15 protein-coding genes are annotated in these 17,070 nt (G+C 41.2%); 6 read left to right on the top strand and 9 right to left on the bottom strand.

Annotated features, from left to right (window positions below; genetic code table 11):
* Nucleotides 1-345: 345 nt before the first annotated feature.
* Together AC1D0K_RS09400 and lysA are read left to right on the top strand one after the other, a co-directional pair.
* Complete coding sequence (locus AC1D0K_RS09400; RefSeq protein ID WP_477394826.1) at nt 346-1,656, top strand: aspartate kinase; 1,311 nt, start codon at nt 346-348, stop codon at nt 1,654-1,656.
* Between the two features lie 72 nt (nt 1,657-1,728).
* Complete coding sequence (gene lysA / locus AC1D0K_RS09395; protein WP_477394824.1) at nt 1,729-2,904, top strand: diaminopimelate decarboxylase; 1,176 nt, start codon at nt 1,729-1,731, stop codon at nt 2,902-2,904.
* Nucleotides 2,905-2,907: 3 nt separating this feature from the next.
* Here lysA and AC1D0K_RS09390 read toward each other — a convergent pair whose 3' ends face one another.
* Complete coding sequence (locus AC1D0K_RS09390) at nt 2,908-3,669, bottom strand: hypothetical protein (protein ID WP_477394822.1); 762 nt, start codon at nt 3,667-3,669, stop codon at nt 2,908-2,910.
* Between the two features lie 92 nt (nt 3,670-3,761).
* A complete protein-coding gene (locus tag AC1D0K_RS09385; RefSeq protein WP_477394820.1) occupies nt 3,762-4,415 on the bottom strand; it encodes an HAD family hydrolase in 654 nt (217 codons plus the stop codon).
* Nucleotides 4,416-4,842: 427 nt separating this feature from the next.
* Here AC1D0K_RS09385 and AC1D0K_RS09380 point away from each other — a divergent pair, with 427 nt between their 5' ends.
* Both AC1D0K_RS09380 and AC1D0K_RS09375 read left to right on the top strand, forming a co-directional pair.
* Entirely contained in the window at nt 4,843-5,037 is a 195-nt protein-coding gene (locus tag AC1D0K_RS09380) for a cold-shock protein (RefSeq protein WP_090644815.1), read from the top strand.
* Nucleotides 5,038-5,242: 205 nt separating this feature from the next.
* Nucleotides 5,243-5,641 (top strand): YtxH domain-containing protein, encoded by a 399-nt coding sequence (locus tag AC1D0K_RS09375; RefSeq protein WP_295720815.1) that lies wholly within the window; start codon nt 5,243-5,245, stop codon nt 5,639-5,641.
* 74 nt (nt 5,642-5,715) lie between these two features.
* Here the strand turns inward: AC1D0K_RS09375 and AC1D0K_RS09370 are convergent, their stop codons facing one another.
* Both AC1D0K_RS09370 and AC1D0K_RS09365 read right to left on the bottom strand, forming a co-directional pair.
* Complete coding sequence (locus AC1D0K_RS09370) at nt 5,716-7,596, bottom strand: M1 family metallopeptidase (protein WP_477463042.1); 1,881 nt, start codon at nt 7,594-7,596, stop codon at nt 5,716-5,718.
* Between the two features lie 273 nt (nt 7,597-7,869).
* Nucleotides 7,870-8,376: a DUF892 family protein gene (locus tag AC1D0K_RS09365; protein WP_295720813.1), complete on the bottom strand. Its 507-nt coding sequence runs from the start codon at nt 8,374-8,376 to the stop codon at nt 7,870-7,872.
* A gap of 138 nt (nt 8,377-8,514) precedes the next feature.
* On the opposite strand from AC1D0K_RS09365, the gene AC1D0K_RS09360 reads away from it, so the two are divergent.
* A complete protein-coding gene (locus AC1D0K_RS09360; RefSeq protein ID WP_477394815.1) occupies nt 8,515-9,462 on the top strand; it encodes a Smr/MutS family protein in 948 nt (315 codons plus the stop codon).
* Nucleotides 9,463-9,540: 78 nt separating this feature from the next.
* Here the strand turns inward: AC1D0K_RS09360 and AC1D0K_RS09355 are convergent, their stop codons facing one another.
* Entirely contained in the window at nt 9,541-10,242 is a 702-nt protein-coding gene (locus tag AC1D0K_RS09355; protein WP_295720811.1) for an NUDIX hydrolase, read from the bottom strand.
* A 418-nt stretch (nt 10,243-10,660) separates the two neighbouring features.
* On the opposite strand from AC1D0K_RS09355, the gene AC1D0K_RS09350 reads away from it, so the two are divergent.
* Nucleotides 10,661-11,845, top strand: a complete 1,185-nt coding sequence (locus tag AC1D0K_RS09350) for a GAF domain-containing sensor histidine kinase (protein ID WP_477390912.1) — start codon at nt 10,661-10,663, stop codon at nt 11,843-11,845.
* 41 nt (nt 11,846-11,886) lie between these two features.
* On the opposite strand, the gene AC1D0K_RS09345 is transcribed toward AC1D0K_RS09350, so the two are convergent.
* The 4 genes from AC1D0K_RS09345 to AC1D0K_RS09330 form a co-directional block, all read right to left on the bottom strand.
* On the bottom strand, nt 11,887-14,238 hold the full coding sequence (locus tag AC1D0K_RS09345; RefSeq protein ID WP_477390914.1) for an ABC transporter permease: 2,352 nt from the start codon (nt 14,236-14,238) through the stop codon (nt 11,887-11,889).
* A gap of 314 nt (nt 14,239-14,552) precedes the next feature.
* On the bottom strand, nt 14,553-15,368 hold the full coding sequence (locus AC1D0K_RS09340) for a DUF4097 family beta strand repeat-containing protein (RefSeq protein WP_477390915.1): 816 nt from the start codon (nt 15,366-15,368) through the stop codon (nt 14,553-14,555).
* An 11-nt stretch (nt 15,369-15,379) separates the two neighbouring features.
* Complete coding sequence (locus AC1D0K_RS09335) at nt 15,380-16,231, bottom strand: DUF4097 family beta strand repeat-containing protein (RefSeq protein ID WP_295717050.1); 852 nt, start codon at nt 16,229-16,231, stop codon at nt 15,380-15,382.
* A gap of 15 nt (nt 16,232-16,246) precedes the next feature.
* A complete protein-coding gene (locus AC1D0K_RS09330) occupies nt 16,247-17,065 on the bottom strand; it encodes a zf-HC2 domain-containing protein (protein ID WP_477390917.1) in 819 nt (272 codons plus the stop codon).
* Between the last annotated feature and the right edge of the window lie 5 nt (nt 17,066-17,070).

Below are 17,070 nucleotides of genomic sequence, written 5' to 3'. Positions count from 1 at the left end.
GGATACACCGTAAGCTATTAGTAAAATTGCTATTGTTTTGGTTGCCGGTAAAAAGCTATCGCTGCAAAACCTGCCATAGAGAATTCCTTGTGTTTGGACGGTAAAATAGCAGATAGGGCCAGCAATACATTTGCAACTTATCCAGGTGCGTGCGACATCAATTCGTTTTATAACGTGCGGCATTTTTCGGTTGGGGTGATGCCATCATACAATGATAATTTGCAGACTGGTGATTGTTTGCCGGGGCGGCCAAATTTAATTAGTTATAAGTATTTTAAAATCCTATTTTTAGCGCCGCAAATAAAGGTACGTTAGTGCGTTTATTCGCGGTTAACAAAAATAGCAATGAAAGTTTTAAAATTTGGCGGTACATCGGTGGGTAGCCCCGCCCGTATGAAAAACCTGCTCGACATTATTAACCCTGCAGAAAGACAGATCATTGTGCTTTCGGCAGTATCAGGTACTACAAACAACCTGGTAGAGATTGGACAGGCTTATTTAACAGGAGATAAAAAGAGGGCCATTAACCTGATCACTTTACTGAAGGATAAGTACGAGCTTTTTATACAGGAACTGTTTGCTAACCCCGAATATTTAACGCAAGGCAAAGAAGTAATAGATTATCATTTTGCATTGCTTAGTAACCTGGCTAATGACCAGTTCACGGCCGTTGAAGAAAAATTAATACTGGCACAGGGCGAGCTACTATCCACCACGTTATATCACGTTTATTTAAAGGAGATCGGCATACCATCGGTATTGCTGCCTGCTTTGGATTTTATGAAGATAGATGAGGATAACGAGCCCATTGTTGATTACATCACCGAAAAAATTACTCCTTTATTAGATGAACACCCGGAGGTTAATTTATTTATTACCCAGGGATTTATTTGCCGCAACGCTTTTGGCGAAATTGATAACCTGCGCCGCGGCGGAAGCGATTATACCGCATCACTGATAGGTGCCGGCATCCGCAGCGAAGAGGTGCAGATATGGACAGATATTGACGGGATGCACAACAACGATCCGCGGATTGTAAAAGGTACGCAGCCCATTGCCCAGCTGTCATTTGATGAGGCTGCCGAGCTGGCTTATTTCGGAGCTAAGATATTACACCCGCAAAGCGTATTCCCGGCTCAAAAATATAAGATCCCGGTACGCTTGCTTAACACCATGGATCCGCAGGCTAAGGGTACCCTGATTACCAACACCAGCGAGAAGGACAAAATTAAATCTATTGCCGCCAAGGATGGTATTACAGCCATCAAAATCCAATCAAGCAGGATGTTGCTTGCACATGGTTTTTTAAGAAAGGTGTTTGAGGTTTTTGAACGTTATAAAACATCTATCGATATGATAACCACATCAGAGGTGGGCGTTTCATTAACTATTGATGATACTACATACCTGGGCGAGATCACGAGCGAACTTAATAAGTTTGGTTCTGTTGAGCTGGATGTAAACCATACCATTATTTGCGTAGTAGGTGATTTTGGCGCCGAAAAGCATGGTTATGCAGCAAGGGTGCTGGAGGCGGTGAAACATATACCGTTAAGGATGATATCATACGGTGGCAGTGATCATAACCTTTCATTACTGGTAAAAACCGATGATAAGGTAGAAACCCTGCGGAGCCTGCATAACCGGTTGTTTTAATTCGGATTTGGGATATTCGATTTCGGAGCCCGGATTTTTGACTTTTTAATTTTGATTTTTGACTCTCATAAAATGTTTAATACAGATACCATAAATAAATTTCAGCAGTTAGATACCCCGTTTTATTATTACGATATGGGTGTTTTGCGCCAAACTTTAGATGCCTGCCGTGATGCTTCTGCAAAGCATGGCTTCCATGTGCATTATGCCATGAAGGCCAATTTTAACCCTAAGGTTTTGGATATGATCCAGTCTTTTGGTTTTGGTGCTGATTGTGTGAGCGGTAACGAAGTAAAGGCAGCTATTGATCATGGCTTTGATAAAGGCCGGGTGGTTTTTGCCGGTGTAGGCAAATCTGACAGGGAAATAAACCTGGCGCTTGATGCAGATATTTTTTGCTTTAATGTAGAGTCGGTACAGGAGCTTGAGGTATTAAACGAGCTGGCTGCAGCCAAAGGTAAAAAGGCCAATGTGGCTATTCGTATTAACCCTAATGTGGATGCGCATACCCATCATTTTATCACCACAGGATTAGATGAAAATAAATTCGGCATCAATATATGGCAGCTGCCTGATGTGGCCACTGCATTGCGCAAATGTGCCAGCCTGCAGTTTTTAGGCATCCACTTCCATATTGGTTCACAAATTACCGATCTGGAGGTTTACAAAAGCCTTTGTACCCGTATCAATGAAATGCAGGATTGGTTTGAAGATCATGGTTTCCCGGTTAAAGTACTCAATACCGGTGGTGGATTAGGAGTTGATTACTATAGCCCCGATACTAATATTGCCGATTTTGAAAACTATTTCCAGGTATTTAAAAGCTTCCTGAATGTTAAGCCAGGTCAGGAAGTACACTTTGAGCTTGGCCGCGCGCTGGTTGCCCAAAGCGCGTCGCTGATATCGAGGGTATTGTATGTTAAAAACGGTAAAAAGAAAAACTTCCTGGTACTGGATGCCGGGATGACGGAACTGATTAGGCCGATGCTTTACCAGGCATATCATCAAATTGAGAATTTAAGTCAAAATAAAATACCGGCAACCGGCAACACGCAACCGGCAACTGATTTAAAATACGATGTAGTGGGGCCTATATGCGAAAGCACAGATTGTTTCCAGAAAGATGTTGACCTGCCAGTATCATTCCGTGGCGACCTGATAGCGGTACGCACAGCGGGTGCATATGGCGAGGTAATGGCATCTGGTTATAACCTGCGCGATAGGGTAGGAAGCGTTTATTCGGAGTAGGTTTTAAAACTTAAGACCTACCCTGAACTGCACATAGGTGCCGCCTTCAACAACTGCAAAATATTGTTTAAACTGTACGAAATAAGAAAACGCGACATAGGTTGGCGTTTTATAGGTTACGTAATTGTTGTTGCTATTGTTGTAGATATTGTCGTTGCCAAATGTTTCGCCAACAAATATTCTGAAACCCATCTGGGTATCTGGTTTTCTGCCATGAAATACAATTTCGCTGGTTAAGCCTCCTGTAAAAAGGTCGGTACGGGTATCTGTATAAAAATTGGGCTGGCCGGTTACTGCTTTCCTGAAATTGGCATAGTCGCCAAATTCATGACTGTAGGCAGCTTCAAACCCAATTATCCTGAAATCTGTACGGCTATCGCTATTGATAAAAAAGTTGCCTGACAGGCGTCCACCAACTGCACCAAAAAACTTATTTTTAAAGTAAAAAGGGTCATTAGGCTGCAAGTCGTTATTGGCATAATTACCCAAGGAGGTAAATGCACCATAAGCCAGGTTAAAGTTTTTAAAAGTATTGGCATGGCTTATGTTAACCTGCCCGCTTGTAAGCTGGTCGTTAAGGTTGGGACTAAAATCAAGCACCAGCGCGCCCGAAATATAAGTGGCCGATTTTGCGCTATCCATTGACATGGGCTTGGGCATGTAGGCTATATCGCTATGGTGCAAAGCTGGACCGTAAATATGGTCGCTACATGAGCTTAATAAGCCAAGGATGAGTAATGCAGGCAGGTAAAATTTTATGTTCATATATCAGGAAAGATTAGGTTTAAGGCTTACAGAATATAAACCTTAATCAATAATACGGTAAATCTGCCGGATATATAACAGCGGGCTACAAATTAATCTATCAGCCCCGTAAAATAATCACCCTTAAAATCGACCGAATAATGCAGCACGTTGGTTAATTTTTCAAATTCGTGCCGCTCATGCGTTGTGGTAATCACTATAGCTTTCATCCCTGCATTGGCGGCAGCCTCAACGCCTTTGGGCACATCTTCAAACACAACACAATCATCGGGCATGGTATCTAAAAGTTGTGCGGCCTTTAAAAAGGTTTCGGGGTGCGGTTTGCTTAATACCACATCATCTGCACTTACAATTGCTTTAAAGTAATGCCTGATGTTAAGATTATCGAGCACATAATCAATATTGAAAGGGATAGCAGCTGAGCCTATGGCCATAGGGATACCTTTTTGATAGGCGGCTTCTAAGAACTCATGTAAACCGGGCAAAAGTGCCAGGTGTGGCAAAAACTCCTGCTGGTATTTTTCTTCTTTTTTGTAGGATAGGTCGTTCATCTCTTCCGTGGTAAAACGATCGGGGCCAAACATCCTTACCAATACTTCAGGATTTTTACCATACATCTGCTTTTTTACTTCTTCCCAGGTGAAAGAGCCACCCAGTTGATCATTTAAAAGTGTTTGCCAGGCTTTGGTATGATAGGGCATATCATTGATCATGGTACCATTAAGGTCGAATATAAAGGCCTTCATATATCTGTTTTTGATTTTGGCGCAAACTTACAATTTAATAAAACTAAAATTGAAGCAGACACGTATATATGCCATATACATGATAGGAATTTTACTTTAACTATATGTTGAAATACAGTTTTTAAAAATGTAGCTAAAATAATAAGGAGTGTGTTGTGGTTGCTTTTGTGCGATTATTACTTTTAGCAAGCCCGTTTGCCCAAAAGCTGATGGGCTTTTTTGTTTTAAAATTTATATGATGAGGTATAATAAATCCTGCAGACTAATTTGAAAATCTGAATGTGGGATATGCTTTGAAAATCAGTTAATTAGCTGCTGTTACTTTTTAAAAACGTTAAACAGCCAGATTTTCAAATTGAATAATGACTTTTGGCTGTTAGGCTTTTTAGAAAATTTGCCTAAATTGGCGCCTTTAATAAATAAAATAATGCAAAAAGAAGGAACAGTAAAATTTTTTAATGAGACAAAAGGTTTTGGATTTATCACACCTACAAGCGGTGGTCAAGACATTTTTGTTCATTCAACAGGCCTAATCGATGAGATCCGTGAAAATGATAAAGTTGAATTTGAAGTAGAGAACGGCAGAAAAGGTTTAAATGCGGTAAATGTAAAAGTTATCTAAGTATAATATAATCATTAAGCATACCAGGCATTCACTTATAAGTGGATGCCTTTTTTATTGGGCATTGGTTTTAGTAACTGGCCGCCGGTTCTTTCGCCTGTTTTGTATTCACCTGGTATTATCTCTTTTACGCTGCTGCCAAAACTGGCATTGTTGTTGTTTGTAGTTAGGTAAGTTAAATCATATCTACAAAAACATATAAAAAATGAAAGATCAAGCAAAAATTATAGCCGCACTATTAGTTGGTGCCGCAGCGGGTGCTGCATTAGGTTTATTGTTGGCCCCCGAAAAAGGTGGTGAGCTGAGAGACGATATTGCCGATTATATAAACGACCTTTTGGATACTGCCAAAAATAAAGCACAATCAACAGCAAGCGACATTAAACAATATGGTAATGATGCTTATGAAAAGGCAAAAACAAAATTTACCGGCACCGTTAACGATCTTTATGATTCTAAAGATGATGCCATTGAATTTGTAAAATCAAATGCTAAAAATGCGGATGATAAGGTGCATGCAGCTGCAGAAAGTGCTGTTAATGATGCCAAAGCAAAAGTAAAAGGCACTGCCAATGATTGGAACAATTCTATACAGAACGCATAATATTTAGTACTATATATAAAAACAAAAAACCCGGCCATTTTGCCGGGTTTTTTGTTTTTACAAGTATTGTTAATTTATTTAACCTCTAAGGTGTTGTCTTTTTCATTGGCATCCATAAACACGCCGCCATCTAATGTTATTGTTTTGATGGTTTTAGCGGTTTTAATATTTAACACAATCTGTTTCTGATCGTGTTCCCAAACAGCGGGTGTTTGGTGTAAGGTTTCGGTTGTACCATCTGCATAGGTAATTTTTGCATCAAACGGAATGGCAAAACCACCTACGTTTTTTATGTTTGCTGTATAGCCACCTGCAACTTTGTTTATCTTTTGCAAATTGAGATCAATATAATAGTTGGTGAAGAACCAGTTATTAAAAAACCAATCGAGGTTGCGGCCAGATACATTGCTCATGGAGTTAAAATAATCCCAGGGAATAGGGTGTTTTCCATGCCAGCGATCCATATAACCATGCAGCGCCTTTTTAAACAGCTCATCGCCCAGCATATCTTTCAAAGCAAAATGGCTTAATGCCGGCTTGCCATAAGAGTTGTTACCGTAACCGGCCTTTAACTCGCTTGATGGGGTTATAATCGGCAGATCCTCTGCTGTTGAGACATCATGGATCCATCGGTCTACCCTGAAATCTTTAAACAATTTGTCGGCTTTTTCGGCTCCAACCTCGTCTGTACCTATCAGGCGTTCAAAAGTAGTGGCCCAGCCTTCATCCATAAAGGCGTAGCGGCTTTCGTTAATACCCATGTAGAAGGGGAAATAAGTATGGGCTATTTCATGATCTTGCACAAAAGCAGCAAATTGTACATCATCCTGGTGACTATCATTTACCATCATAGGGTATTCCATATCTGCAAAACCCTGGAATGCGGTCATTTTAAGAAAAGGATAGGGTACACCCGGCCAGTTATGTGATAGCCAGCTTAATGAGTGACGCCCGGCTTGCACCGCGTGATGGAAATCGGCGGCACTATCCAGAAACGCTGCCTGCATGCTGGCCCTGCGGTGGGTAACATCATCAACAATGGCACTGGCAGCATCCCACACGTAATGATCGCTTATACCAACAGCCATATCGCTGATGTCATTAGCTTTCCATACCCATGAATTTTGATCTTTTTGTGCTGTAACGTTTTTCTTAGCCAGGTCTGCAGCAGTAGCCACATGTATGGTTGAGTCGCTGGTCATGGATGTTTCCAAACGTTTAGCATATTCCGGCTGTAATACAGCATTAGGGTTTTGTAGAGTACCGGTTGCCCATACAATGTAATTTTTAGGGGCATTTACAGTAAGGGTATAATCATTAAAATCATTATAAAACTCCTGTCCATCTAAAAACGGAAGTCTATCCCAGCCATTATAGTCATCGTAAACAGATACTCTTGGGTAAAAATAAGCCAGGTAATAGGTGGTTTGGTCTATCATTCCCTCGCGGCCGCTTTCTAACGAGATCTGGAAATGCCAGTCAATATCTAACTTTACCTGCTCATGAGGCGCCAGGGGTTTGGTTAAAGTAACCCCCATGTTGGTTGATGCGCCTGCACCATCTATTTTTGCAGCCACACCATTAACTAAAAATTTATCAAACTGGATGCCGGGTGTTAAGTAATCTGCGCCTGCATCGCCAAAACGGGCAACGCCCGGTTTGTGTATATTCAGGATCAGCTTCATGTTGAGCCTTTTCAGCGTATCCGGGCTGTTGTTTTCATAAGTTATGGTTTCTGATCCTTTTATATTCCTGTCTGGCGGCATAGCAGTAATGGTAATATTGTAGGTACCGTGGTTTTGCCAGTATTTTTTTCCCGGATTGCCATCTGCCTGTCGGGTGCCTTTATTGAAAGCTTTCTGGATATCGCGCGGCATATACAAATTTTGCGCCTGTACTTGTATAAGCGCGAAAAAGGATAAAGCAGTTAGCGTAATGGGTTTGATCATGTTCATTGTTTAAATAAATTCCTGTTGGATATTTGTAAAGATGCTTTTTAAAGTAAAAAGTTACAAAATAAATAAAAAATCAATATACCTACTTACTGGTCAGTTTTTGGTAACAAAATAGTAACAACTAATTTATTGGTCAAAAATGTTTTGTGATTACGGAAAATGTTTATTTTATTTGTTCAAGTTATTTTAATAGGGGTATTAAATAACTAATATTTAAGCCATCCGCTTTTTTGCGGATGGCTTTCTTTTTTAAGAAAAAGGTTTGATAACCTATTAGTCCTCTGATAAATATTCTTTGGAGATGATCATGAACAGGCGGTCATTATCTGTTGATTCATCCATGCACTCAGTAAGCAGCTGATTTACTTTATCGTATTTTAATAGTTTGGCTACCATCATCAGCATCCGGCATGATGTGATGTTTACATGCTCCAATAATTGAATGTACATAATGATATCCAGATCGCTGAAAACAGTTATTGCCTGCTTTTCATCCAGGCAAAACTGGTCTTTAATGATAGCTTTTATGGGGTTGCAGTTTTTATCAGAAGGAATTTCGCCCATATAGGAATACACCTCGTCCATCCTGATTATTTGTTTTTTTACATCACCCCAAAATTCATTAATGGCCAGCTTTAAATTGCTGAATGATGCCAGGCTAATGATGTGGTCAAGGTTTTTATTGAGGTAACATTTGCTAAAGTATAACCTGTTAAGATTATGAATGAATACTTGCTTTAACTGGCCGGGCTCTAAAATTTTAATGGTATTATCGCTCATGATATCATAATTAATATTGTTAACAATAAGAAGTATCAATAAATTAGTGTATATAAAGTTATACTAAGAAAGCCTGTAAGTTTTATTTTGTTTTAATGTGTACGGATAAACTAACTTTGCTTCCTGATAAGTACAGTTATGAAATATAAATTAGGCGATTTTGTTCGGTTTGTTGATGAAAAAATGGAAGGGTTTGTAACCCGCATTATTGACGACCAGATGATTGGCGTTACCGGCGAGGACGAGTTTGAGATACCTGTGCTGGCCAGTAAGGTTACTACTGTACACGGTTATGAACCTGCCGGATCAAAAAAGAATACCGAAGCTGATGAAAAGCCAGTTGATTTATCGCAGTTTGATAAAAAAGGTATCTATGTTGGTGTTGTTGCCGATGCGAAGGCACAATCTGTAGTACATTTTCATTTGGTGAATACTACATCGTTCCAATTGCTGGCCGGGTTTAGTACCGAAAAACAACAGGTATTTAAAGGCGAGTTTTCTGGAATTATAGCACCAAAGTCATCAGCAATGATTTACTCGGCGCAATTGGCCGATTTGCAACTGTGGCCTGCATTTACATTTCATATTATTTATAGTACAAAACAAAATATTGAATCACCTGCGCCATTGGTAGTTAAGGAGAAATTTAAAGCGAAAGATTTTTCTTCAACAAAAAAGCAAGTGCCATTATTGAATCAGGCAGGTTGGTTAATACGGCTTGACGAGCCTGAATTGGTCCTTGATGCCCAAAAGCTAAAAGAAAGCTTTTTTAAACCTGCGAAAGAGAAGGTTGTTTTTGAAAAACCGGTGAGCGAGGTTGATCTGCATATAGAAAAACTGCGTGACGACTACCAATTTTTGCAAAGCAGCGAAATACTGAACATTCAGCTGGCTCATTTTCATAAAGCACTTGATGCGGCTATTGTACACCAATTACACGACATCACATTTATACACGGTGCTGGTAACGGCACCCTGCGCCACGAATTACAAAAGGTGTTAAGTAAACATCCTAAAGTGCAAACTTTTATGGATGCAAGAAAAGAGAAGTTTGGCTACGGGGCAACTAAGGTAATGCTGAAGTAGAAATATTATACTGAGCAAAGCAGTCTTATAAAACAAGGCCTTGTTACCTGTTTTGTAAGATTGCTTTTTGCAATATCGCTACAGCGCATCCGGATTTGGAATGAAATTCATAAACGCCTGGAATTTAGCATAGTAGTTTTGCATATTAAGCTGGTAATAATAGGCCCCCCGCTTGGAGCCCGCTTTATCCTTATCGGCCAGTTTAATAAGTAAGCCTGTTGCCAGTACACGCTTGCTAAAGTTACGTTTATCAATGGTGGTGTTAAAAACGCTCTCGTACAGGATCTGTAGTTGGGGGATAGTAAATTTGGTAGGTAAAAGTTCAAACAGAATAGGGTGCATGGCAGCCTTGTAACGGATACGCTTACGGGCTTGCTCCACCATTTCCTGTTGATCAAATATCAGTTTTGGCACCCGTTTAAGCTGAAACCATTCGGCATGATAGTCGGCACTTATCTGTGTTTCGTACTTGTGGATATCTATCAGGGCGAAATAGGCAACTGATACAGTACGCTCCAGGGGATCGCGATTAGGGTCGCCATAAGTATATAATTGTTCAAGGTACACTCCTTCAAGCCCGGTTAACTGTTTTAAAATACGATTAGCAGCCTGGTCCAAACTTTCGTCATTCTGCACAAAACCACCCATTAAACTCCAGTTACCTTTTTCGGGCTGAAAGCCTCTTTTAATTAGTAATATTTTTAGAAGCTCCCCATCAAAGCCAAAAATTATGCAATCTACCGCTAATAATAACCTGGTTTGTTTAGAATACTTGAGCATTTTTTACTTTGAACTTTTGTAATAAAAACAAATATATAACAACATTTGGTATATGTGAACTAAATGGAAGTTGTAACTGCAATCTGATACATGGGGGCCAATAATTGAGAGCATTTGTAGTGTTATAATAACAATTAAAGTAACCAGGATATTTTATTTAGCGAGCGGCAAAGTGTCAATTTTTAAATGTGCGGCACCCAACAAGCTGTGTTAAAATTTATCCTGATGTAAAACGTTTCGGTTTTGTTGCGGTTGTTGTTATTTTGAATGATCTTTAATTAATAAAATATAAAGTATCTTAGAATGATGTTTTCTTGGTATATTAAAAAAATTGAAACTATTTAAGTCAAAAAATGGTTGCGGTTTTAACACTTTAAAAAGTTATTCAGGTTACATAAAAATATAACATCAGTACCAATTGGAAAATTTTACCCCCGAGATTCAGGCAGACATTGAAGCTGTAAATAATATCCCCGTAGTAGCGTCAATTTTGGAAGTGATATGCCGTACTACGGGTATGGGATTTTCAGCTGTTGCAAGGGTTACCGACGAAAAATGGATTTGCTGTGCCGTACGTGACGAGATTCAATTTGGACTTGTACCCGGAGGTGAGCTGGTATTGAAATCAACCATTTGCCACGAGATAAGACAAAGCGGAGTGGGCGTAATTATCGATCACGTAGATAAGGACGAACGTTTTTATAATCATCATACACCTGCCATGTATGGTTTTCAAAGCTATATTTCTTTGCCAATTATACTTAAAAACGGTGATTTTTTTGGTACGCTTTGCGCTATTGATCCCCGCCCGGTTGTTTTAAGTTCGCCCGAAATTGTTGGCATGTTTAAGTTGTTTGCGGAACTTATTGCTTTCCACCTGGATGCGATAGACAGGCTGGCGCTGAGTGAAATGAAATTAACTGAAGAACGCCAAATTGCCGAGTTACGCGAGCAGTTTATTGCCATATTGGGCCACGATTTGCTTAATCCGGTAAGTGCGGTACTTAATGTTGCCCAATTGTTGTTGCGTGTGCCAGCCGATGATCGTGTTAAACGTTTAGCCAACATTGTACAGGATTCTGCCTATCGCATGAAAGGCCTCATTGAAAATATATTGGACTTTGCACGCGGCAGGCTTGGTGAGGGGATCATACTTAATCGTAAAGATAACGAGCCGCTGGAAGAGATCCTCAACAATGTAATAACCGAATTGCGTATCATCTGGCCGGAAAGGGTTATCGTTGTCAATTTAAACCTTACGGATACCGTAAATTGCGATGGCAGGCGCATTGCCCAACTGTTTTCAAATATATTAGGTAATGCACTATCACATGGCAAAAACGATATGCCTGTTGTTGTTGAAGCATCAAGCAGCGCCAATGGTTTAACGTTATCCGTAACCAATCGTAGTAACAGGATCCCGGATGCGATGCAGGCGCGCCTGTTCCAGCCATTTTACCGTGGCGAAGTTGAGCCGCACAAGGAAGGCCTTGGCCTGGGTTTGTATATCTCATCAGAAATTGCACGGGCACACGGCGGCACACTAAGCGTATCGTCTGATGATGATAGCACCTGTTTTACTTTATGGCTCCCACCTTGTTAATTGTTTCAAAAACAAGGTCTGCACTTTTAAAACAAGGCTTTTTATTCGCTCCTTAAACTCTTTACCGGGTTCATTAAGGCAGTTTTCACCGCCTGGAAACTTATGGTAGCAAAGGCAATAAATAGCGCTATCATTCCGGCAAGTACAAAAACCTGCCAGCCTACATTTATTTTATAGGCAAAATCCTGCAGCCATTTGTACATAGCATACCACGCCAGCGGCGAGGCTATCACAATGGCTATCAGCACCAGTTTAATAAAATCGCGGGCCAGTAAGCCAACAATACCACTTACGCTTGCTCCCAATACCTTGCGTACGCCAATTTCGCGGGTACGTACCTGTGCGGTATAGGCTGCCAATCCTAATAAGCCGAGGCAGGATATAAAAATGGCTATAGCTGCAAAATAGGTAAAGAGTTTGCCTTCCTGCTGTTCGCTCTGGTACATCTTGTTAAATATGTCATCCAGGAAGTTATAGGAAAATGGGTACTCGCCATTGTACTGCTTAAAAACCTTTTGAGCCGCGTTGATAGCTTTTTGGGCGTCGCGACCGGTGGTTTTTATGTAAATGGTATTTAAATACTTTGGCTGGTAGTAAAACATAGCCGGGGCAATTTTTTCTTTCATGGATGCATAGTGAAAATCCTTCACAACACCTATGATAGTGCCTTTTACCCCTTGCATGGTGAAGCGTTTGCCTACAGGGTTTTTAATTCCCATTTCTTTAATAGCGGCTTCGTTTAAAACATAGTGGGCGGTATCGGTAACCGAACCTGTAAATGTGGCGCCTTCTTTCATTTTCATTTTAAAGAACGATACCAGATCTTTATCAACCACAATAGGGTGGATCATCATGTTTTGCCTGGGATCTTTCCCGTCCCAATCCAACCAGCCCGTAAAACCTTGAAACCTTACCACGTTTTGATTTGATCGGGTTACATCCAGTACACCAGGTTGTTTTATCAGCTCGGCTTTTACAGCATCATAATGCTGGGTCATATCGCGCATCCAAAAACTGAGCACATTGGTTTTATCATACCCTAGGTTTTTTTGACGGATGTAATTGAGTTGGCCGGTAATGATCATAGTACCAATGATGAGCACTATTGAAAACACAAACTGCGTAACTACCAATATCTTGCGGAACAGCACATCGCCGATACCAGCAGAGATTTTGCCTTTTAATGCCTTTAATGGCTCAAAGGATGACAGCAGCAGGGCCGGATAAATGCTTGATGCTGCCAACGTGCCCGTAATGGCTCCCAGCAGAATGCCCCAGATATGATAATCGGCCAAATTGAAAACCATTTCTTTATGGAGCAGGTTATTAAACATGGGCATTAAAATAAATATCAGCCCAACGGCCAGCAATGCAGCCAATGAAAACAGAAAAGCCGTTTCCACAATAAACTGCATAAACAGCTGTATTTTTTCTGCCCCGATGATCTTGCGCATACTGATTTCTTTTGACCTGAGCATGGAGCGCGCGGTTGACAAGTTTACATAGTTGATGCAGGCGATAACCAGTATCAGCAAGGCTATAATAATGAAGATGCGCACCGTGGAGATACCCTTATCGCTCATATCGCCGTTGTATAAATGCATTTTGGTTATGGGGAGTAACAAGTATTCGGCATCGGTATCGTCTGCTTTGTGGTTCAGGTGGATCTGCCTTATTTTGGTGGTAAGGCCTTTTAATGAGGCCCCCGGTTTAAGCTGCAGATAGGTGATGTAGTTAAAAAAGCTGAAGTTGCTGCTCAGGTCGATTTTTCTGGCCAGCATATCTTTTATATGGAAACTCATGGGCATCAGCATATCATAGTTGATGCTGGAGTTTTTGGGGAAGTCGGCAATTACACCGCTTACTGTTAGATTGTTACCATCGGCAATAATTACTTTACCTATAGGGTCCTGATCCCCAAAGAATTTTTGGGCAGTTTTTTGGGTGATCACTACCGAGTTATCATCTGCAAATGGCTTGGCCGCGTTCCCTTTTATCAAATGAAAATCAAACATCGAAAAAAACGAGGGGTCGGTAAAGGCAGCATTCTCATCACCAAAAGCCTTATCTCTGTACTTGTACAGCGAAAAATTATTACTCGTGATGCGTACCGATTCTTTTACTTCTGGCAGCTGTTGCTTGGCCATCGGCCCGATAGGCGCTACACCAATGCTGTAGATCTGCCTGCTGGCACCTGTACCACCAAACAGCTCAAGCCGGTAAATGTCGGGTGCCTGCTTATGAAAGCCATCAAAACTCAACTCGTCCTGTACCCAAACCAGTATCAGGATGCCAATGGCCAAACCAAGGGTTAAACCCGCAATATTGATGATTGAATAAAACTTATTCTTGAGCAAATTGCGCCAGGCTGTTTTTATATAATTTTTTAACATAAGCGTATGGATGGATGTGCGGATTACAAATGTGCAGATACAAATCTTTATGTCATTGCGAGCGAAGCGTGGCAATCGCATACTATGCAGAGTGGACCTGTTCTGTTCGCGATTGCTTCGTTGCTATCTATGACATGTTCTCAAAAAAATCTTTTTGTCATCCTGAACGCAGTGAAGGATCTGTTATTCGCCATGCTTCTTCGCCCTGCACAGTCTGCAAATAGATCCTTCGTTCCTCAGGATGACAAACCTTTTAAAACGTCATTTTCCTTTCAGTATCCCCAGATAGTAAAACTCGCAATGACATCGGTGGCCTACTTCGCCTTCCTGATATAAATACTGCCAAAAGTGGTTTTCATTAATATCTCGGGGCCGCCGCCGGCTATTTTGCCGTATACCCAGTCGTCAATTTTAAGGCCGTACATGCCGTCTTTATTGCTGCGGGTAACGTTGGGTTTATGCTGCTCGGTAGCAACATCAAAATCAGTAAAGACATCGCCACGATCAGATTTTAGCTTCACGTTGGCTTTTAAGCCGGCAGGGAAGGTAATATCTATTTTTCCGTTGAGTGTAGAGAACGCCATAGCCGCCTTTGAATCAATAGACCTGAAACTCACAACCACCGGACCATTAACCGTAGTGGCCACTACCGAGCCCGTGATATCTGTTAGCTTAATTGAACCATTTACGTTTGATACTTCCAGTTTGCCATCCAGGTTGCTGCCATTGATGTCGCCGCCATTTACGGTTGATATTTTAAAGGTATTACCGCCGCTTTTAGGGACTTTGATGGTTAGGTTAACAGGTTTGCCCATGCTGCTGTGTACATTTACCTGGTTATCTTTTTCCTGCGCGCTGATGTCCATACCATTGCTGTTTAAACGGCGCATACCGCTTACTTTCTCTTTATCTTTTTCGCGCTCTTTCCGCTTTTCATCAATCTGCCCCTCTACTACAATGGTTTTACCTTCGTAACCTATTATTGTTATTGAACCATCAATTAAACCCACATTTAGTTTATAAGGTTTACCGGGATCGCTCAGCGGAACAACCAATTGCTCCTGTGCCGATAACCGGGCCGTTAATAGTATGGCTGCTGCAAATACACTTAAAATCTTTATCGTCTTCATGTTATCCTCTGTTATTGTTGTTTTTTGATATAAATATTCCCATTAAGGGTTTCAAATTTGAATAGTTTACCACCCGAGCCAATGCGCACATCAGAGTTGGAATTAAGTTTATACGTAGTACCCCCACCACTTTTTGCTTCAGTTTTTACCACCTTACTTGGCATTACCTGGGCATCGGGAAAATCAGTAAAGAACTGGCCGTTCATACTTTTAAATGACAGATCTGCCGATAAATTGGCGGGGTAAGTAATATTCATCTGCCCGTTTATAGTGTGGTATGATGATTCGCCGGGAGGCACAGCCAAATAGTTTACCGTTACAGGGCCGTTTACAGTATGCGCAATAGTGGTGCCTTTGGCATTAATGATCTCTAAAGAACCATTTACATTATTAACCTTTAATGAACCATAAACATCCTTAACAGTAATATGGCCATCGTTTACTGTTGAAACAGCCAGGCTCATATTAAATGGCACTTTGATGGTGTATTCCAGTTGTACTATGTAATTCTGGTGGTGGTCTTTGTCGTCGCGGGTCCAATTGTGGGGGCGGGTATCGTATGGCTCGGCAGTGTAAGCTATTACACTATCGGCTTTTTGGTTAAAGCCCAGCTTAAATTCTTTTTTGGCCAGATCAACGTCGGCCTGGGTTTTTCCTTTAATGGTTTGGTCAATTTCCATCAACACCTTATCGCCTGCGTAGCCTTCTACCTTAATACTTCCCCAAATGTTGTACACAACCACTATACCTTTGCCAAAGGTAAACTGCTTGCTGATGTGTTCTTTATACTCCTGGCCGTGTGCCAGTGTTTGGGCAAAGCAAAGCCCCAGCGCCGTAAAAACGGTGATCAATGTTGTTTTCATAAAATGGTTCTTTTTTTAAATGAGTTGTGTTATGGTTTGCCTTATCTTGTCCTTTACGCCAGGGTTCAGGTCCTTTTGTTTCAATAGTTGTTTAAATGAATTTACCGATCCTTTTTCCTGCAGTTTAAGCATCACATCGGCAATGGCCGATTGCATCAGCGGCGAATCCTGCTGTATGATGGATTGGATGAGCCCCTGCCTCACTTCCGGGTGCGCGGCCAGGTGGGTTAAAGCATCTAATGTGCTCAAACGTACATTCACATTTGGGTCATTGTTAAGCGTGGCAAATAAAGCGTCAATCACCTCTTTATCGGCATGCTTGATCTCGCTGGTATAACTCACCCCCTTGATCCGTTCAGATGCGGAAGGATTCTCCAGCAGGGCAAGCATCATGGTTTGCTTTAGCTCATGCACCTGCGAGGTAAGGGCCTGCAACTGCTCATCCTGCTTACCAGTGGTACTGGCATGGAAAACCAGGTACCCGCTGCCAAAACTGATGAGCACTATCACCAAACTGTAAGCCAATGGCCAGCGTGGCTGCCATTGCCATAAACGGGCCAGCAGCTCTTTAATACTAAACACCTCTTTTTTCTCATCAACAGATTGCTTGTAGGTATCCAGCATCGCCTTAAATTTTACCGGCATGTGGGCACCTGGCTCGGGCACCTGAATTTCATCCATCAAATCCCAAACCTGTTGTATAGCGGTAAATTCCTGCAGGCAGCTTTCGCAGCCTGCCAGGTGTTTTTCAAACTCCTCACGTTCAGCTGTAGTTAGCCGTTTACTTATATAATCGCTAAATTTTTCCTCGTATTGCTCACAATTCATCTTCATCCTGT

The organism is Mucilaginibacter sp. P1_A3 (assembly GCF_056406855.1).
The sequence above is the reverse complement of the archived record's forward strand: the minus strand, read 5'-3'. Positions and strand labels throughout refer to the sequence as shown.